16 protein-coding genes are annotated in these 19369 nt (G+C 71.7%); 8 read left to right on the forward strand and 8 right to left on the reverse strand.

Annotated elements, in window-relative coordinates; genetic code table 11:
• The first annotated feature begins 14 nt into the window (after positions 1-14).
• The 6 genes from HCK04_RS29020 to HCK04_RS29045 all read left to right on the forward strand — a co-directional run bounded on the left by HCK04_RS29020 (position 15) and on the right by HCK04_RS29045 (position 7418).
• Positions 15-776, forward strand: a complete 762-nt coding sequence (locus HCK04_RS29020; protein ID WP_260617440.1) for an SDR family oxidoreductase — start codon at positions 15-17, stop codon at positions 774-776.
• Positions 777-1328: 552 nt separating this feature from the next.
• Positions 1329-2399 carry a glycine betaine/L-proline ABC transporter ATP-binding protein gene (locus HCK04_RS29025; protein WP_260617441.1) on the forward strand — a complete coding sequence of 357 codons (1071 nt, stop codon included), beginning with the start codon at positions 1329-1331 and terminating at the stop codon, positions 2397-2399.
• A complete protein-coding gene (locus HCK04_RS29030; RefSeq protein ID WP_142650561.1) occupies positions 2400-4337 on the forward strand; it encodes an ABC transporter permease subunit in 1938 nt (645 codons plus the stop codon).
• Positions 4334-5317 (forward strand): ABC transporter substrate-binding protein, encoded by a 984-nt coding sequence (locus HCK04_RS29035; protein ID WP_142650562.1) that lies wholly within the window; start codon positions 4334-4336, stop codon positions 5315-5317. Before HCK04_RS29030 ends, HCK04_RS29035 begins: the two co-directional genes overlap by 4 nt.
• Positions 5318-5492: 175 nt before the next feature.
• On the forward strand, positions 5493-6443 hold the full coding sequence (locus HCK04_RS29040) for an ABC transporter substrate-binding protein (RefSeq protein ID WP_142650563.1): 951 nt from the start codon (positions 5493-5495) through the stop codon (positions 6441-6443).
• Between the two features lie 183 nt (positions 6444-6626).
• Complete coding sequence (locus HCK04_RS29045) at positions 6627-7418, forward strand: HNH endonuclease family protein (protein WP_260617442.1); 792 nt, start codon at positions 6627-6629, stop codon at positions 7416-7418.
• A 140-nt stretch (positions 7419-7558) separates the two neighbouring features.
• Here HCK04_RS29045 and HCK04_RS29050 read toward each other — a convergent pair whose 3' ends face one another.
• The 7 genes from HCK04_RS29050 to HCK04_RS29080 all read right to left on the reverse strand — a co-directional run bounded on the left by HCK04_RS29050 (position 7559) and on the right by HCK04_RS29080 (position 17305).
• Entirely contained in the window at positions 7559-10789 is a 3231-nt protein-coding gene (locus tag HCK04_RS29050) for a DUF6493 family protein (protein WP_142650564.1), read from the reverse strand.
• Entirely contained in the window at positions 10786-12159 is a 1374-nt protein-coding gene (locus tag HCK04_RS29055) for an SWIM zinc finger family protein (protein ID WP_142650565.1), read from the reverse strand. The genes HCK04_RS29050 and HCK04_RS29055 overlap by 4 nt, the downstream gene beginning before the upstream one ends.
• A 383-nt stretch (positions 12160-12542) precedes the next feature.
• Positions 12543-13571, reverse strand: a complete 1029-nt coding sequence (locus HCK04_RS29060) for a CU044_5270 family protein (protein WP_142650566.1) — start codon at positions 13569-13571, stop codon at positions 12543-12545.
• The gene (locus HCK04_RS29065; protein WP_185949054.1) at positions 13571-14110 is read right to left on the reverse strand and encodes an RNA polymerase sigma factor; all 540 of its coding nucleotides are present in this window, start codon (positions 14108-14110) and stop codon (positions 13571-13573) included. Before HCK04_RS29065 ends, HCK04_RS29060 begins: the two co-directional genes overlap by 1 nt.
• A gap of 491 nt (positions 14111-14601) precedes the next feature.
• The gene (locus tag HCK04_RS29070; protein WP_142650567.1) at positions 14602-16533 is read right to left on the reverse strand and encodes an FHA domain-containing protein; all 1932 of its coding nucleotides are present in this window, start codon (positions 16531-16533) and stop codon (positions 14602-14604) included.
• A gap of 241 nt (positions 16534-16774) precedes the next feature.
• Positions 16775-16933 (reverse strand): hypothetical protein, encoded by a 159-nt coding sequence (locus tag HCK04_RS29075; protein WP_168066348.1) that lies wholly within the window; start codon positions 16931-16933, stop codon positions 16775-16777.
• 15 nt (positions 16934-16948) lie between these two features.
• Positions 16949-17305, reverse strand: coding sequence for a hypothetical protein (locus tag HCK04_RS29080; protein WP_142650568.1), 357 nt, complete (start codon positions 17303-17305; stop codon positions 16949-16951).
• Positions 17306-17464: 159 nt separating this feature from the next.
• Here HCK04_RS29080 and HCK04_RS29085 point away from each other — a divergent pair, with 159 nt between their 5' ends.
• Both HCK04_RS29085 and HCK04_RS29090 read left to right on the forward strand, forming a co-directional pair.
• Positions 17465-18178, forward strand: coding sequence for a M48 family metallopeptidase (locus HCK04_RS29085; protein ID WP_142650569.1), 714 nt, complete (start codon positions 17465-17467; stop codon positions 18176-18178).
• A complete protein-coding gene (locus HCK04_RS29090) occupies positions 18175-19047 on the forward strand; it encodes a hypothetical protein (RefSeq protein WP_142650570.1) in 873 nt (290 codons plus the stop codon). Before HCK04_RS29085 ends, HCK04_RS29090 begins: the two co-directional genes overlap by 4 nt.
• Before the next feature lie 85 nt (positions 19048-19132).
• Here the strand turns inward: HCK04_RS29090 and HCK04_RS29095 are convergent, their stop codons facing one another.
• On the reverse strand, positions 19133-19351 hold the full coding sequence (locus tag HCK04_RS29095) for a DUF2277 domain-containing protein (RefSeq protein ID WP_142650571.1): 219 nt from the start codon (positions 19349-19351) through the stop codon (positions 19133-19135).
• Positions 19352-19369 lie beyond the last annotated feature (18 nt).

Raw genomic sequence — 19369 nt, forward strand, 5'->3', positions numbered from 1 at the left:
AGCGAGGAGGCGGCGTGATCCTGGACCGGTTCCGTCTTGACGGCAGGGTGGCCATCGTGACGGGGGCCTCGGCGGGGCTCGGCGTCGCCTTCGCCAGGGGTCTGGCGGAGGCGGGCGCCGACGTGGTGATCGGGGCCCGCCGTCCCGAAGGGCTGGAGCGCACCCGGCGGCTGGTCGAGGAGACCGGCCGCCGCTGCCTCGCGGTCCCGACCGACGTGTCGGTCCCCGAGGAGTGTCAGGCCCTCGTCGACGCGGCCATGGGCGAGTTCGGCCGCGTCGACGTGCTGATCAACAACGCGGGCGTCGGCACGGCCGTGCCCGCACTGCGGGAGGCGCCCGGAGAGTTCCGCCGGGTGCTCGACGTGAACCTGAACGGCACCTACTGGATGGCCCAGGCCTGCGCCCGGGTCATGCGGCCGGGCTCGTCGATCGTCAACATCGGCAGCGTGCTCGGCGAGACCACGGCCGGGCTGCCGCAGGCGGCCTACAGCGCGTCGAAGGCCGCTGTCGTCGGGCTCACCCGTGACCTCGCCCAGCAGTGGACCTCGCGACGGGGCATCCGGGTCAACTGCCTGGAGCCGGGTTTCTTCGACTCCGAGATGACCGCGCGGTATCCCGGCGGCTATCTCGACCGCATGCGGGAGCAGCGGGTGCTGATGAAGCGCTCCGGCGATCCGGAGGAGCTCGTCGCCGCCGCCGTCTTCCTCGCCTCTGACGCCGGTTCGTACGTCACCGGGGCCGTGCTCCCGGTCGACGGGGGCATCCTCGTCACCTGAGCCCGTCGTGACACCGCCCGCCCCTCGCCGCGCGGCGTTTTCGGTCCTGAGCCCGTGACGACGTCGGCGCGGCCTCGCCGTGCGGGGTTTCGGTCCGCAGTCCGTGACGACGCGGGCGCCGCCTCGCGGGGCGGCGTTTCGTGACCCGAGCCTGGCGCGGCACCGATGCCCCTCGCCGGGGCCTTCACGCCGAGCCTGCGCGGGGGCGGGCCCTGACGGCACGTGGCCGCGCCGGAGGCAGGCCCTCACGCCGCGCCGCCGCGCCTTCACAACCCGGTACGGCCCGCGAACCAAAAGATCACTGGACGGTCACGATATGGAGATTAGGTGGCATTTTTCACCATAAGAGGGGCAGCAGGGCCCTAGCCTCAGACCTGTTGTCAAAACAGGATCCGTGTTGCGCCTAGCGCAACGCCTGTGCGTGTGCCCTGAGGAGTCGTTGGCCCCCCGCTCTTCATTCACGGCGTGCGAGCGGCAGCCCTCGCGCCGTGCTTTGGCGTTTCCGGGCGTCCACGCCGCCTCGCGGGCGAGCGCCAAGTGAGGGGAATCAGAGTGGGCACAGCCGCGATCGAGGTTCGCGGGCTCTGGAAGATCTTCGGTCCCAAGGCCGACCGGATCATCGGCAGCCCCGACGCAGACCTTGAGCCCGCGCAACTGCGGGCGAAGACGGGGTGCACCGCCGCCGTCAGGGACGTCAGCTTCGAAGTACGCCCAGGCGAGGTCTTCGTCGTCATGGGCCTTTCCGGCAGCGGCAAGTCGACGCTGGTGCGCTGTCTCACCCGGCTGATCGAGCCGACGGCGGGCGAACTGCGCATCGACGGACAGGACGTGCGCGGCATGTCGGCCAAGCAGTTGCGGGAGCTCCGCCGTCACCGGGTGAGCATGGTCTTCCAGCACTTCGGGCTGCTGCCGCACCGCAAGGTCGTGGACAACGTCGGCTACGGCCTGGAGATCCAGGGCGTCGGAAAGGCCGAGCGGCACGAGAAGGCCCGGCGCATCCTGTCGCTGGTCGGGCTGGCAGGCCACGAGGACTCCTATCCGGAGCAGCTTTCCGGCGGCATGCAGCAGCGGGTGGGCCTCGCCCGGGCGCTCGCCGTCGACCCCGAGGTGCTGCTGTTCGACGAGCCGTTCAGCGCGCTCGACCCGCTGATCCGCCGCGACATGCAGGCCGAGGTCATCCGGCTGCACCGCGAGGTCGGCAAGACGATGGTCTTCATCACCCACGACCTGTCCGAGGCGCTCAAGCTCGGCGAGCGCATCGCGATCATGCGGGCGGGCGCGATCGTGCAGGTGGGCACCCCCGAGGAGCTGGTGGGCGCGCCCGCCGACGACTACGTGGCCGACTTCGTGCGGGACGTTCCCCGGGCGCAGGTGCTGTCGCTGCGCTGGATCTGCCGTGCCCCCGAGCCCGATGAACCGCTCGACGGTCCCGAGCTCCCCGCCGACACCGTCATCCACGACGCGGTCCCGGCCGCGATGGCGTCCGACCGGCCCATCCGGGTCGTCTCCGGCGGCGAGCTGGTCGGCGTGGTGAGCCGGGTCGACCTCCTCGGCGCGGTGCGGCCGGACTCCCAGCCCGTGGTGGCCGGGGCCTCCGCCGGCGCCACCGGTGGGGAGGCGTAGATGGTGAGCGCGCCTGTGCAGGTCGCGCCGCCCGTTGAGGCCCCGGCGCGGGCCCGGCGCCTGCCGCGGTGGGTCGCGCCGGTGGCCGGCGTGATCGCGGTGGTGGTCCTCTACGTGGCCTTCCGCGGCAAGGCCGTGCTGCCGCACGACGACGACGCCACCCTGTTCCACTGGCTCAACGACGCCCGCGACTGGGTCGACGCCAACCGCAACAGCAGCCCGATCTTCCTGTACGTCGTCAACTACATCCGCCTCGGCGCGGCCGGAGTCTACGACGCGATCCAGGCCGTCCTGGTCGCGCTCGGCTGGCCCGGACTCCTCGGGCTGGCCGCCGGGCTCGGCTGGCTGGCCGGCGGGTGGCGGATCGCGCTCGTCTCGTTCGCCGGTTTCGCCGGCGTCGGCGTGCTCGGGTTCTGGGAGGCGAGCGTCGAGACGCTCGCGCTGACCCTGTCCTCGGTGGTGCTGTCGCTGCTGTTCGGCATCCCGCTGGGGATCTGGGCGGGCCGCTCGCCCCGCGTACGGCGGATCGTGACGCCGGTGCTCGACGTCATGCAGATCATGCCGACGTTCTCGTACCTGTCGCCGATGGTGCTGCTGTTCCTCATCGGCCCGGCGTCGGCGACGATCGCCACGATGATCTACGCGATGCCGCCCGCGATCAGGATCACCGCGATGGCCATCGAGCGGGTCTCCGGTGTGGCGGTGGAGGCGTCGGAGTCGCTGGGCGCCACCGGGTGGCAGACACTGGGCAAGGTCCGCCTGCCGCTGGCGCTCAACACGATCATGCTGGGCGTCAACCAGACCATCGCCGCGGCGCTGTCGATGGTGCCGCTGACGGCGCTGATCGCGGCGCCCGGGCTCGGCGAGGACCTGCTCCGCGCGCTCGCCCGGGTCAACGTGGGCGCCGCGCTGGTGCCCGGCGTCGCCATCGTGCTGATCGCCATCGTGCTCGACCGCATGACGCGGGCGGCGGCGCAGCGGCGCGAGGGCGGCACCCGGGCGCGGGCCGTCCGCTGGGGCGGGTTCGCCGTCCTGACGGCGGCGGGGCTCGCCCTGCTCCCCGTGCTGGCGCAGGACTTCCCCGAGCAGTGGGAGGTGCAGATCGTCCGGCCGATCAACGACGTGGTCGACTGGATCGAGGCGCACTGGTACACCTTCACCGGCTTCCTCAACGACGCGGTGGCGTACGGCCTGCTCAACCCGCTGCAGGACGTGCTGACCAGCGCGCCGTGGTGGCTGGTCACCGCGGCGGTGCTGGTGTTCGCCTGGCGGGTGAGCGGGATGGCGGCCGGTCTGGTCGCCACCGCCTGCCTCCTGTGCGTCGCCGCGCTGCAGCTGTGGGAGCACGCCATGGAGACGCTGACGTTGGTGCTGGTCGCCTCGGTGATCACCATCGCCGTGGGGCTCGCGCTCGGCGTGGCGGCGGCGCGGTCGCGGTGGTTCGCCGCCGGGCTGCGCCCGCTGCTGGACGCGGCGCAGACGATGCCCTCGTTCTCCTACCTGCTGCCCGCCGTCGCCCTGTTCGGCAACGGCCGATTCACGGCGATCACCGCGTCCTTCATCTACGCGGTGCCGGTGGTCGCCCGCCTCGTCGAGGACGGCCTGCGCGCGGTCCCCGGGACCGTCGTGGAGGCGGCGCGCTCCGCGGGCTCCACGGACCGGCAGCTGCTGTGGAAGGTCCAGCTGCCGATGGCGCGCGGTTCGCTGCTGCTCGCGGCGAACCAGGGCATCGTCATGACGCTGGCGATGGTGGTCATCGGCGCGCTGGTCGGCGCCGGGGCTCTTGGATACGACGTCGTGGCCGGGTTCGCGCAGCAGGAGGACTACGGAAAGGGCCTCGCCGCCGGCGTCGCCCTGGTCCTCCTCGGAGTCATGCTCGACCGGATCACGCAAGGCGCCAACGGGCGCCGCTCTCCCCACAAGAAGAGGAACGCATGAAGAAGTTACGCCTGATCGCAGGGGTGCTCGCTCTCGGCCTCGGCGTGGCCGCCTGCGGAGGCGCCAAGGTAGAGGACGACTCCGCGGCGGCGCCGAGCGCGAGCGCCGCGGGCTCCGCGGCCGCTCCGGGTTCCGCGGGCACCGTCAAGATGGCCATCAACGGCTGGGTCGGCTACGAGGCCGACGCGGCGGTGGTGTCGTACCTGCTGGAGCACGAGCTCGGCTACAAGGTCGAGAAGGTGACCCTCGCCGAGGAGCCGTCCTGGCAGGGCATGGAGTCCGGTGACGTCGACGTCATCATGGAGAACTGGGGTCACCCCGACCTCAAGAAGAAGTACATCGAGGAGAAGCAGGTCGCCGTCGAGGCGGGCAGCACCGGCAACAAGGGCGTCATCGGCTGGTACGTGCCCGAGTGGATGGTGGAGAAGTACCCCGACATCACCGACTGGAAGAACCTGAACAAGTACGCCGACCTGTTCAAGACCTCCGAGTCGGACGGCAAGGGCCAGATGCTGGACGGCGACCCGTCCTTCGTCACCAACGACGAGGCGCTGGTCAAGAACCTCAAGCTCGACTACAAGGTGGTCTACGCGGGCAGCGAGGCCGCGCTGATCAAGGCCGCCAAGCAGGCGACCGACCAGAAGAAGCCGCTGCTCATGTACTTCTACGAGCCGCAGTGGCTGTTCAACCAGGTCAAGCTGGTCAAGGTCAACCTCCCTGCCTACACGGAGGGCTGTGACAGCGACCCCAAGAAGGTCGCCTGTGACTACCCGCCGTACGACCTCGACAAGATCGTGAGCAAGAAGTTCGCCGACACCGGCGGCAAGGCTTACGAGCTGATCAAGGCCTTCCAGTGGACGAACGACGACCAGAACGCGGTCGCGGACGACATCACCAACAACGGGATGTCGCCCGAGGACGCGGCCAAGAAGTGGGTGGAGGCCAACCCCACCAAGTGGCAGGCCTGGATGCCGAAGTGATCCAGGTCGTGCCGGTGTTCCGCCCGTCCGGGCGCTGAACGCACGCGTCGGCCGCGATCCCCGCGATCGCGGCCGATCCCGCGTGTTGTGGAATACTCTGCCGGTGTCGCCGCGGCCCCGCCGTTCGCGTTCCGCGCCCGCACGACCCGCCCGTACGAAATCAAAGAGGCTAGATATGAGGATCCGTCTCCTTGCCGGCGTGCTGACGCTCGCGCTGGTCATGACCGCCTGCAGTGGCGGGAGTTCGGATGACGCCGCCGGGGCAGGCGCCGGGAGCGGCACGAAGACCGTACGACTCGCGATCAACCCCTGGATCGGCTACGAGGCCAGCGCCGCGGTCGTCGCCTATCTCCTCGAGCACGAGCTCGGCTACAAGGTCGAGAAGGTCGAGAGCGGCGAGGCGGACTCCTGGAAGGGCTTCGAGAAGGGCACGGTCGACGCCGTGCTGGAGAACTGGAGCCACCCGGAGCTGAAGAAGGAGTACATCGAAGACAAGAAGGTCGCGATCACCGCGGGTGAGAACGGCAACAAGGGCGTCATCGGGTGGTACGTCCCGGAGTGGATGGTCCAGAAATATCCGGACATCACGGACTGGCACAACCTGCCCAAGTACAAGGACCTGTTCAAGACCGACAAGAGCGACGGCCTCGGCCAGTTCCTCGCGGGCGACAAGTCCTTCGTCACCAACGACGAGGCGCTGATCAGGAACCTGAACCTGCCCTACAAGGTGGTCTACTCCGGCAGTGAGGACGCGCTGATCGCGGCGGCCCGCAAGGCCACCGAGAACGAGACCCCGCTGCTGATGTACTTCTACGAGCCCCAGTGGCTGTTCAACCAGCTCAAGCTCGTCAAGATCAACCTGCCGCCGTACGCCATCGGGTGCGACGCCAACGTCAAGACGATCAAGTGCGACTATCCGCCGTACCTGCTCGACAAGGTCGTCAGCGTGAAGTTCGCCAAGACCGGCGGCAAGGCGTACGAACTGATCAAGAACTTCGTCTGGACCAACGACGACCAGAACGCCGTGGCCTACGACATGGCGGTGAACAAGATGAGCGCCGAGAACGCCGCCCGCAAGTGGGTCGAGGCCAACAAGATCGTCTGGCAGGACTGGATCCCCGCCTGATTCACCGCATCTGATCAACCGCATCTGAACAACGGGGCCTTCCATCGGGCCCGGTCGAGGGGGCGTGGCACGCACGGCGTGCCACGCCCCTCGTCATGCGCCGAGATCTTGCGCGCGCCTCCTTTGCCACTTATTTGCACTTTGCTATATCTGAGGGGGACATTTCATTACCTAGGGGTGGCTGTGGGCGGGCGTGGAACCCGGTCGATCGCCGTGTCGATCACCGGACTCTCGATGGCGGTGGCCGTGCTCGCGGGCTGCGGGCCGATGCCGGAACTCGACGGCGACCTCGCGAGCAAGGGCGGCGGCACGAGCAGCGGCGCGCAGGACGACGCCGGGACGGAGCGTGGCGTCAACCCGCTCGACAACCCCGACGGCACCGGCCCCGGCCTCAAGCCGATCACGTCGGACAAGGACCGGGCGAAGGCCCGCGAGCTGATCGACAAGGTGGCGACGAAGGGCCGGGGGTCGAAGACCGGCTATGACCGCGACAAGTTCGGCTACGCCTGGGCCGACAACGTGGACGACGTCCCCTGGGGGCGCAACGGCTGCGACACCCGCAACGACCTGCTCAAGCGCGACGGCCGGGACGTCAAATATCGCGACGGGTCCAACTGCGTCATCGTCTCCATGACCCTGTACGACCCCTACACCGGCAAGACGATCGACTGGACCAAGTCGAAGGCGGCGGCGGTCCAGATCGACCACGTCATGCCCCTGTCGTACGACTGGCAGATGGGCGCGTCGCGGTGGAGCGAGAGCAAGCGCAAGCAGATCGCCAACGACCCGCTCAACCTGATCCCCGTCGACGGCTCCACCAACGGCTCCAAGGGCGACTCGGGGCCGGCCACCTGGCTGCCGCCCAGCCGCGACATCCGCTGCTCCTACGTCGTGCGGTTCGCCCAGGTCGCCCTCAAGTACGACCTGCCGGTGACCTCCGCCGACAAGGCGGCCATGCTGGAGCAGTGCAAGTGAGCCGGTCCGGTCACCGGTAGACGACGCATCCGCCGGACGTCGTCTGCGCGCACGATCGGCCCCGCACGCTGCCGGAACGTCCGCGCTCCTTCTCTGACAAGACGGACGATCTCAGGCCGGATCGTTCCGGCAGCGCCCGGTCATCCGGCGAGCAGGTCGCGCAGGCGCGCGCACTCCCGGGCGAAGCGGCTCGCCCGGCCGGTGGCGGCGTGCGCCGACACCGCCGGGATCTCGCCGCGGGCGCCCACCCAGACGGCCACGTCGGCGGCGAACCTCACCGCCTCGGTGTGGGCGACGGCCGGCCGCTCCCCGGTGGAGGGCAGCAGGCCGGGCAACAGGGTCCGCACGATCTCCCACACCTGCTCGTGCGCCCCCTTATGCGCGGCCTCCCGCAGCGACGCGAGCACCGGACGGGGCTCGAGCCTGGTGCGGCGGATCAGCAGCGCGATCTGACGGCCGACCGCCTCGGCGTCCAGTGCTCCCCGGCTGGTCATCCGCAGCAGCAGGGGCACCGAGCCGGGGTGGCTCGTGGCCAGGAAGTAGGCCAGGATGAGCGAGGTCGCGTCCCCGATCGGGCCGTTGGCGTCCGCCACGCCCTTCAGATGAGGCGGATAGACCCCTGGATGGTTCCACTGATAGAGCAGGTGGGGCAGGTAGTTGACGGAGACGACCTCGCGGTGCGACGGAAGGATCGACGGCCACCACTCCATGGCGTATCCGTGATCGTCCCAGCACCACTTCGACGGCTCGCGCAGCAACTCGTCGATGAGAGGGTGCCCGGTCGGCTCCGCTCGCAGCAGCGGCACCAGCCGCACCCGCTCGACGTGCACCGGGTCGCGCTCCTCGAACAGGTACTCATGGGCACCCTCGACGTAGCCCCACTTCACCCCGGCTTCCGGATCGGGCAGGCCGCCCCGGGCAAGCCAGCCGCCGACGGCCGACGCCGCCTCCGATCCCACGCGTGCGGCGCGCTCGGCCGCGACCGGGTGCGCCCCCCGTGGCAGCCGTAGCAACGCCTGCTGCAGGTCGGCGGGCAGCGGCTCCGTGCCCGCGGCGGCGCACAGCTCCAGCCGGTCCACCAGCACGCCGGGATCGAGGTGCCCGGTGGTCACCGTCGGCGTCGCCAGCAGGACGGGAGGCAGCGTCCCATCCTGGAGCGCCCGGTAGATCTCGCTGAGCCGGTGCAGCAGGAACATGTGCGGCGGGGAGACGCGCGCGGGCTCCGGCAGCCGGGCGCGGCGGCGGAACTCCACCGCGGGGTCCGGCTCCTCCGGCTTGCCGAACAGCGGCCGGAAGCCGAAATACGTGATCCCCACGCGGAAGTCCGGCTCGGCGGGATCGCGGGGAGGCACGGGCAGGCCGTCGCGCATCGCCGCCACCCGCTCGGCGGAGACTCCGAGCTCACGGATCTGGCGGAAGATCTCCTCCCGGACGTGCTCCGGCAGATTGCCGAAGGCCGGCTCCGGCGCGGCCTCGCCCTCCGCACTGTCTTCGTCTTCCGCGTCGCCTTCGTTTTCCAGCCGGGCAGGCCCGGCAGGGTCGTCCAGCGCGGGATGCCTGCCCAGTGCGGCAGGGTCGTCCAGTGCGGCAGCGTCGTCCGGTGCGGTATGCCCGTCCAGCGCGGCAGGGGCGTTCCGCCCAGCATGGTCGCCCAGCGTGAGGTGCTCGCCCAGCGCGGGGTGCCCGTCCAGTGCGGCAGCGTCGTCCGGTGCGGTGTGCCCCTCCGGTCCGGCATGGCCGTCCGGCTCGTGATCGTGGCCCTCCGGCTCGTCGGGCGGTACGGCGCTCACGCTCACGGAGAAGCTCGATCCCGCCCAGGGATCGACGGGTTCCGGATCGGGCACACCGGGATCGGTGCCGGGAGTGATCACCTCCTTCGCCATGGCGGCGATCCAGGCGTCCGGATCGAGCCAGCACTCCATGTCGTACAGATGGGGGGAGTAGTCCCCGAAGGCAGGGAGGAGCGCCTCGCGCAGGGCCGCCCGATCGCTGCCCACCCGCTCGACGAAATCGGCGAGCCACTGCTCGCACGCCTCCCACCCGTACGGTGCCCTTGTGGCCCAATCCACGGCCCGCAGGGGGAACGGGCCGGGCTCGGGGAAGACGGGCAGCGGCGCGGGGGTGAACGGTTCCGGCGTCTCCTCGGCCGCGACCTCGCCGCCGAACACCGCGGCGAGCTCCCGGCCGAGATCGGCGGGCAGCAGTGGAACCGCCTCGGCGATCGGCTTGGCGTCCCTACCGAGCGCCGCGGCGTGCCTGAGCGCGATCCGTACGGCTCGCCGCCGCACGTCGTCGGACGTGTGGGCGAACGCCGTGACGAGCGCGGGAGCGAGTTCGCCGGCGCGAGCGGGACTCCGCCGCACCTCCCGGTCCAGCAGGGTCAGGCCGGCGCGGGCGAGCTTGGCCTCGGGCCTGAAGGTCAGCGCCTCGATCGCCTCCTGGACGTCGGCGTCGTCGTGGAGGCCGCAGCGGTTGATCTGGGTGAGGGCCAGCTCGGCGACCGGACCGGGGGCGGCGGGGAGCAGCCGCAGGTAGTCACGGGCCCGCTCGGCCGCCTCCTGCGGCGTGGGGCCGACCAGTCCGTGCAGGCGCACGAAGAAGCGCAGGTCCGCGGCGTTGCCCCCGCGCAGAAACCGGCTCACGCAGCCGTCGAGGAGCTCCGCACGCGACACCCGCCCGGCCTCCAGCAGCCGCTGGACCAGGGAGAACCACCGGGTGGGCGTCGGCGTGAGCCGTTCCTCGCGCAGGGCGCGGCCCGCGCCCTCGGCGTGGAAGATCCGCGGCAGCAGCGGGCCGAGCAGGGGATCGTCGTCCGCCGCCTCGCCCGTCAGCCACGCGACGACGAGCATGTCGTGCGCGGGCGGCGTGATGCCGGAGGCCCGCAGCAGCGCGAGCGCCAGCGGGGCGATCCGATCGTCGCCTGGCCTGCGGATTTTCAGGGCGAGCCGGGCCGCCACGTCGGCCTGCCACTCGGCCGGGCGGGTGACCAGCACCCGGACCACCTCGGCCTGGCTCGGGGCCGGCGCCCACTCCGGGTAGAGCTCGCGGCGGGTCAGCCACGCCGCCGCGGCGGCGGGCCCCGAGATGGTCCCCGCGCCCGCGATCCGCAGGACCGTGCCGAACTCGGAGAGGGCGTCCCGCACCGTGCGGCGGCGCTCCCAGGCGAGCCAGGGGTCCTCGTCGTCGAGGCCCTGACCCCGCTCGCTCTCGCGGGCCATCTGCATGGCGGTGTCGCGCATCTCCGTGAGGAAGCCCGGCAGCCGCTTCGCCACCTCGGCGCGCTCGGCCTCGGTGAGGGCGATCACGCGGTCGGCCAGCGTCTTCGTCTCACGCGCCGTGATGAGGTCGCGCACCTCCTGCCAGGCGCTCATCGTGCCGCCTCCGGGCTCGTCTCCACGACCGTCCGCATGTCGGCGTCCGTGACGGATCGCGCGGCGATTCTCGCCGCGAGCACGTGTTTGCACGGCCCGCGTGAGCCGCGATGGTCCCACCACCAGGGGCAGGTGCACGATCCGTCGGTCAGGCCGACCTCCCGCAGCCCGCCGTCGGTCCGTACGCGCGCCGTGTCACCCGTGACCTCCACGGCGCCCGCCGCGACCAGCGCCCGCGCGGACGTCAACCGCGGGTTGAGGTGCCGCACGTGCTCCCGGTCATAGGGAAGCTCACGGTGGAAGTACGCCGCGTCGGACAGGTCGTAGCCGACGCGCCCGGCCGTGCCGAGCTGGGTGAGCGCGGCGCGCACGCGCGTCGGCGACAGCCCGGCGCGGTCGGCCAGCAGGCCGATCTCCACCTCGGGCTCGAAGTTGAGCAGCATCCCCACCACGTCGGCGTCGGCCTCGGCCTCGTCGGTGGCGAGGTCGGCGAGCACCGCGCCCTCGCCGGAGAACCCGCGCCAGCGCTCGGGTGACAGGACCAGCGTGTAGCGCATGCCGGGCAGCTCCAGCTCCCACGCGCTCGACGCCGGGCCGCCGGGGGACGCCGGGCCGTACACCTTGAGGCCCCGGGCGAAGCGCAGCAGGGGCAGCAGCGTCGCCAGGCGGCCCACGCCGGACAGGCACACCGATCCGGGGCCGGGCCGGTCCGAGACGCGCAGATCGCGGCCCGCCGGGGCGACCCACAGGTCGGCCGTCGCCCGCTTGGGCAGGGACCGCAGGAACCGCACCGCGCTCATCCCCGGCAGCTCGGCCCGCAGGTCCATCCGCGCCGCGATCACCTGAACCTCGGCGAACCCCCGCAGCCACCGCTCGGGCAGCGGCACCTTCTTCTCCACCACCGCGCCGTCGAGTGTGGTCACCGTGAGCTCGTCCGCGCCGACCCCGAGGTGCAGCGGGTCGCGCGGGCCCACGCGGGCCAGCGCCTCCCGCAGCGGGCCGTTGACGTCGACATTGGTCGTCCCCCGGTCGAACACCTCGCCGTCCAGTGCGTCCCAGAGCAGGTCCAGCCGGGCGTACACACCGCCGCAGGCGGAGAACGACTCGAGCCGCAGCCGGTCGCCGCCGCACGTGACGACAGGATCGCGGGTCCACCCCGGACGCGGCTGGTGATAACGGGTGAGGGCCACGTCGGCCACGCCCAGCAGCGCCGCCGCCGCGGGCGCCGCCTGGGTCACCACCCCGCTGAAGAACCTCGGCGCAACGGCGGGGCCGCTCAGGGCCCTGCCCCCGGACGTCGAGAGCCCGAGACGCCCGTCCACCAGCATCGAAGGCGCGGCGTAGCAATACGCCTGCGTCGCGTTTGTCATGTGCCGGAGGCTAGAGATCACCACTGACAAATCTCCGCCCGGACGCGCGCCCCGGACGGGCGCCCGGGACACCCCCGCGCCCCGGACGCCCCCGCGCCCCGGACACCCGCCGGGCCCTGGGCATCCACCGCGCGCCGGGCGGTGGGCGGGGGAGCCCGGGCGCGCAAGGCGGTGGGGGCGAACCCCTCGCGATCCCCGTCACTCCGGGATCGAGCGGTGCGTGGGGTGATGGGCGGGGGCACCCCCGGCACCCCCGGGCACTCCGGGCGTGCGGGGGGCGAACCCCGCCCGAACCTTGTGCCGCTCCCTCCGTGCGATCCGCGTTACCGGGCTCCGCATCGCCGCTCGATTCGCGACACCGCGGGATCGAGCGGCGTGCGGGGTCAGTCGCAGCCGGCGGCGGGGTCGTCCACCTTCGGCGCGGTGTCGTCGGCCGTGACCTCCAGCTGGGCGGTCGAGGCCACGAGGCTCCCGACGGGCGCCTTCGCCTCCTTCTCGTCCACGACGATGCCGCGCTCGCCGAGCAGCTCATAGCTGGAGGGGCCGAAGATGATCTCCTGGCGCACCCCGCCGGAGACCCGGCCGACGCCGATGCCGGTCCGTCCGGCCGCGTCCTCGACACTCTCGTCGACCGTGACCCCGGGGATCGTGGCGGCGGCATTGAACAGCGCCTTGCGCTGGGGTGCCGGCACGTACGTCTCCCGCAGCAGGTCGCCGACGGCCGTCCACGCGCCGGTGTCGGGCGGGTTGTCGCCGCGCGGCCGGCCGTACAGGTAGGCGCGCATCTCCTCCGGGTCGGTGGGCAGCTTCTTCAGGTTCGTGTAGGCGGTGTCCCGCACGCTGTTGCAGGCAGGGAGCCGCATCCACTCGGTGCCCTTCCGCTGGTACGCCTCCGGCGGGATCGGCCAGCCGGGGTACGCCCGGGGCTCCAGATGCTCGACCTTCAGCGCGCCGTCCCTCGTGCCGTCGGCCGACAGCCAGATCGTCCGCTTCGTCCGGTAGAGGTAACGAGATTGCTTCTTGTCCTCGCCGACCACGTCGGCCTCGTACATCGTCTGGGAGCTGACCTTGACGAACTGGTCGTCGCGCAGGGACAGGTCGGTCACCGCGCGGGCCGCCTTGCCCAGCACCTCCTCGGCCGACATGTTCGACACCTTCGGCAGGCTCACGACCCCGGCGCTCACCGCCACCGGCCGGGGCTCCGGCTCCGCCGGGCTCGTGATGACGGCGGTGACGCCCGCCGCGGCGAGCAGCGCCGTCCCGCCCGCCAGGAACAGGTAGGGACGCGGGCGGGGACGGACGGGACGCTTCGCCGGGTCGGTCAGCCGCCGCCGCACGGCCGCCTTGGCCGCCAGGGAGTAGGGGGCGACGTCGGGCCGTTCCCGCGCCACCAGGTCGATCTCGTCGGTCATCACAGGTTCTCCTCGGGAAGGTCGAGATGGCGGCGCAGCTTCGCACGCACGCGGTGCAGGCGCGAGCGGACCGTGCCGATGGGGATCTTCAGCGCCTCGGCCGCCTCCTCGTAGGAGAGGTCGGCCCAGGCGACCAGCAGGAGCACGTCGCGTTCGGCGGTCGACAGCCTGGCCAGCGCGGCGGCGAGGGCGGGCCGCAGGACGGCGGCGCTCGCCCGTTCCGCTCCGCGTTCCTCCTCGTGGAGGCCGCGCTCGTCGGCGTCGCGCGGCGCGCGGGCGAGCGCCCGCAGCCGCCGGATCTCCGAGCGGCAGTGCCCGGAGATGAGGTTGGCGGCGATGCCGTACAGCCAGGGCCGGGCGTCCGGCCGCGAGGCGTCGTAGCGGTGCCGCTTGCGGAACGCCACGAGGAACGTCTCGGCCGTCACGTCGTCGGCGTGCTCGGGTCCGAGACGGCGACCGGCGTAGGCGTGGATCTCGTCCGCGTGCCGGTCGAAGACGCCCGCGAACCGCTCGGGCGCGGTCAGCGACGCCTCGATCAACCGCGCGTCGCTCGGCTCGCCGTCATGCGGTCGAGTGTCATGCGGTCGAGTGTCATGCGGTCGAGTGTCATGCGGTCGAGTGTCATGCGGTCGAGCGTCGTGCGGTCGAGCGTCGTGCGGCCGGGCGCTGTATGGGCCGGCGGCGGGGGGATCGGCGGCGCGCGGTTCGGCCCCGTCCAGTGCGGCCTGGTACGGCCTGCTGTCGTACGGCCGGGTCAGAGCTCCGGAACCGGCTCCGGAACCGGCTCCGGGACCTGGCTCGGTGCCGTCACGGGAGCCACCGGGTTCGTGAGCCGGGGCTACCGAGGGGTAGCGCAGATCGCCAGATATCGCCCTCACTACCCGTTTTGTCCGTTCATAGAGGCCATCCTTTCGTGGGCGCTGTCGCGCCTCTCGCCTCTACTCCGCCGGACGGCCCGGGCCGGTTCCGTGTTTCGCGTAGTGGTTTTCCACGCAGTTGGTTTCGTGCGGCTGGGTTTCGCGCAGCGACGTCAGCCGACCGGCCGCCCGCTCTGCCCGTCCGCCTGCCGTGCGACGAGCGCCCCCTCGGGTGCGGCGGCGGAGGCCGCGGCGACCGGCTGGTCGAAGATGTCGATGTCGACCTCCTCGCCGCCGACCGTCAGCGTCTCCCAGGCTCCGCTCACCAGCAGGGTGTGCAACGTCTCGCTGCTCAGTGCGTTCAGGTGCCGCAGGAGCGTCGCGTCGTCGGGCATGCCGGGCACACGGGGTGACAGGCGGTCGCGGATCTGCCGCAGGCGCTCCATCATGGCTTCGATGTCCGCTTCCCGGTCCGGGGCGGCGCTGCCCTCCTCGATGCCCTGCACGATCGTGTCCTTGATCGCTCGGGTGACCCCCTGCTCGTCGGTGGTCACCATCGCGTTCCACGCGCGGCTCTTGTGCCGATATTGCAGCATCGACATCGCCGCCTCGTGCCGTACGAAGTCGGCGTCGCGGAACGGCCTGCCGCGCCAGTTGCGGTTGAGCGACCTGGCCAGCGAGATGGCCGACGCCAGGCCGCTGTTGAGGCCCCGTCCCGGCCAGAAGTGGATCGCGTTGGCCGCGTCGCCCAGCAGGAACCCGTACGTCCCGGGAGTGGTGGAGGTGGGGGAGAACAACCGGGCGGTGAACCGCGGCCGCTGCACCATGTCGAGCCGGAAGGCGGTGACCGCGCTCACGTCGCCGTCGGCGATGCCGAAGAGCGCGAGCCCTTCCTGCGCCCGCTTCCACAGCGCCGATCCCTTGATCAGGGCGGGCAGGAACAGCGTGTGGTGGGTCGAGCAGTGGAAGTCCCCGTCCTGGGTGCGCTCCATCAGGCAGGGGCTGGAGGCGACGCACTCCTCGAACACGTGCCGTACGGGGTCGATGCCGACGACCTCCGCGGCCTCGTCGTCGGTGAGCCGCATGTTCAGGAAGCCCTCGCCGCGAAGGGAGTTGAGGAGAAACCGGTTCTGCGCCACGGTCAGCAGCACGATCGCCGGGTCGGGCAGGCTGGACTTCACCCGGATCCCCAGCACCACGTCCTGCAGGTGGCGGCCGTCGAGCGAGAAGATCGATTCGTCGGCCCGGCCGAACCTGTCGGTGAAGTGCTCGCGGGTCCGCGAGCGTCCTCCCTCGCAGATGGCGAGCACGTGCTCCTTGGCCACGGTGTCCTGGCGCTCCGCGATGTCGAATTTCTCCGGCACCAGGCGGATGCGGGCGGACCTCTCGTTCGCCATCTCCAGCAGGGTGTCCTCGATGTGGGCGATCCGGATGTTCCGCGGGCCGCAGCCGCGGATGGAGTCCGGACCGGCCGGCCACATCTCGCTGTAGGACCCCTCGGTGAACAGCCGCTGCTGGACGTCCTCCGGGAGGTTCAGATACTGGCGGCTCTGCACGGTCACGACCTGCTGCCGCCGGTTGTTGCCCTGCCTGGCGTTCTTCCACACGACGCGCGAGCCGTCCATGGTCCAGCGGCCGTCGTAGATCGTGATGGTGGCGCGCTGCCCCATGAGGTGGTCGAGGAGCAGGGCGAAGGCCAGCCCGACGGGCCCGCCGCCGGAGACGGTGACGTGCAACACCTGCTCCGGCTCGACGTCCGGCGCCGACGGGCGGAACCGCTGCATCAGAGAGGTGTTCAGCACCGTCACGGAGTCGTCGAACGCCTCGAAGCGGAACGTCTCCCCTCCGATGGCGATCGTGTCGCCGGGCTGGAGCACATGCCTGGTGACACGCGTGCCGTTGACCAGCGTCCCGTTGCTGCTGCCCCGGTCGAGGAGCACGTAGCCCTCGGCCTCGCGGCGCAGCTCCGCGTGGAAGCGCGAGGCCCGCTCGCTCGTGATCACCACACTGTTGTCGCCTCTGCGGCCGAAGGTGATCGGCTTGTCGTCGATCGGAAAACGCTGACCGGCAAGTGGACCTTCATGTCCGACGATCGCAGGCGGCATGCTCCGCCCCCTCTCCCTCGCAAACGTCGTGATCATTTATCGTGACACGCTTCCTGTTCGCTGCAAAGCGTCCAAGTCGGGCAGGCGATCGCCTCCGTGCGCGCCGTCGCGCTTTTCGTCCCGCTTCGCCCTGCTTCGTCGGACCGGCCGGGCGGGCGGAAACCGGAGATGACGCCCATGCGGACACTGTCCCGCCCGCCACTTGACGTCCGCTTGGAATCCGGTTGCCCTGCCGGGTGGCCTAGGCGTACGCGAACGCGTCCCGGCGCAGCCTCCCGCAGATCGCGCCGGGATCGCCGAGATAGCGCCAGGGGATCGCGGTCACCAGATCTCCGAACGCCTCGAAGCGCTCCTTGGCCGCGACGTGGTCGCCGGCCAGGGCGAAGGCGCAGGCGAACACGTTGTGGTCCTCCGGTCAGCCCGGCCGCCGCCGGTAGGCCGGATGCCGTACGGAGCGGTCGGCGGCGGCGCGCAACTCGGCCCTGACGTAGGGACGCGTCATGTACACATCGTCATCGCCCCTGTCGAGCGACAGCCACTTCTCCAGGTGCGCCTCGGCGACGAGCCCGCCCAGCGGGCTGCCGGGAGGCGCGTCCGCCACGGCCCGCCGGGCGAAGGCGAACATCTCCTCCTCGCTGCCGAACCATTTCGCGCACAGCCACTGGAGCATCTGGGAGTGGGTGTGCAGGTGCCAGGGGTGCCGGCTCGTCGCCGCGTGGAAGCGCCGCAGCGTCTCCTCCCGCCCCACCCCGTGGCCCCGCGCGCCTCCCATGCCCACCTGACTCCGTGCGCGCCTTTCACCAGGAGCGGCAGCGTCGACTCCCGCTCGGCCGCGATCCATCCGTCGGCCCGGTCCTGCACGCCTTGTACCGACGCGCAGACGTTCAGGTAGAAGGCGCGCGGCCTGCTCCTGCCTGCCGACCGGGCGCCGATGCTGTGGGCGACCGTACGCGAGCTGGCGGCGGAGGCGCGCACCCGGATGCCCGAGGAGATCTGGCTCACCGCGGAGGTCAACGCCGCCGTGCAGGAGGAGCCGCGTTTTCTGGGGCTCTCCGGGGGACGCCGCCGCCTCTACGTCGGCCTGCCGCTGCTGCAGACCATGACGGTCGGACAGATGCGGGCCGTGCTCGCGCACGAGCTCGGGCACTACTCCGAACGCCACACCCGCCTGTCCGTGCCCGCGTACCGGGGCAGGCTGGTGATCGCCCACACCCTGGACCGCATCGGGCCGAACAACCCGGCGGGCTGGCTCTTCCTCGCGTACGCCCGGCTCTACCTCCTGGTCGACCGGGCGGGGTCGCGTCGCCAGGAGCTGGAGGCCGACCTCGCCTCGGCCCGGGCGGCGGGAGCCGACGCGGCGGTCAGTGCGCTGCGCGAGATCCGCGTCCTCGCCGCCGCCTGGGAATTCTTCCTGGACCAGTACGTCCGCCTCGGCTGGGAGTCCGGATATGCCCCAGCCGACCTGTTCGCCGGGTTCGGCGCGCTGGTGGAGGCGCGCCGGGACGAGCTGGAGGAGCTGCGCGCCCGCGAGCCGGACGACAGCGCTCCAGATGGGACACGCACCCGCCCCTGTCAGAACGGCTCGCCGCCCTCGCGGCGGCGCCCCGCACGGCGGCGCCGCTCGACACCCGGCCCGCGGCGATGATGCTCGCGAACATCGCGGAGGCCGGGCGCGCGCTGCAGCAGGTGGCGATCGACAGCGAAGAGCGCACCCTGCTGACCTGGCCCGAGCTCACCGCGACGGCCCTCGCCGAGCAGCTCCAGCGCGACGCCGACGCGATCCTCCGCATGATCGCCCGTACGACCGGCAAACCGGCGGTGGGGCTGGCCGACGTAATCGACGCCATCGCGGCCGGGCAGCTCACGACGATCGCGCAGCCCTTCTTCCCGACCGCCACCCGGCGGGAGGTGGGCCCGCTGTTCGCCGAGCCGCTGGAGACCCTGCTCAGGCTCGCCGCGCTGCGGTCCGGCGTCGCGCGGTGGTGGCACTCCTGGAGCGGCCCGGCCCGCTTCCGCGGCGTACGCTGCGACGAGCTGCCGCTGGGGAAGATCGCGACGCTCGCGGTCAGTCCGGACGGCCTGCGGGCGGCCCTCGCGGAGCTGTCCGCGCTCGGCGTCGACATCCGCCGGGCAGCACCGGCCGACACGGCCCCGAGCACCTTCGGTTCCGCCGTCGTCGGCGGCCTGGCGAACGTGCGGGTGGACGGGGCCGAACACGACCTGTTCGTGCTGACCACCGGGATCGTCCTGGTCGCGAACCCCGGCAAGTCGGACAACGGGCGGCAGCGCATGCGCGACCTGCTCGGCACGACGACCGCGGTGAGCCTGGCCGAGCGGAACCGGTTCGTCGCCTTCGAGGAGATCGAGAGCGTCCGGATCGGCAAGCGGATCCCGCTCGACGCCGAACTCGTGCTCTACGGCGGCGCGACCCTGCGGCTGCGGGAGCGGTGGAGCAGCGACGAACTGGACGACGACAGCCGCAAGCACCTCATCGCCCTGCTGGAGAACATCTGAGCGGTGACTCGGCGGACGAGCGGCAACCACCGGGCGGGCCGGGAACGCTGGAGCGGTTACCGGGCGCCAGGGAACGTCTGACCGGCTATCGGGTGGCCGAGCCGCGCACCTGGAGGGAGGCCAGCAGCGCCGTGCTGGCCTGCGCGATCTCCTCGACCGCGCGGTCGAACGCCTCGGCGTTGTGCGCGGCGGGCGCGCGGAAGCCGGAGATCTTGCGGACGTACTGCAGGGCCGCCGCCCGGATGTCCTCCTCGGTCACCTCGTCGGTGAACGGCGGGCGCAGGGTCTTGATGCTTCGGCACATGACCCCATACTGACCGAT

The organism is Microbispora sp. CL1-1 (assembly GCF_012034195.1).
Lineage (GTDB): Bacteria > Actinomycetota > Actinomycetes > Streptosporangiales > Streptosporangiaceae > Microbispora.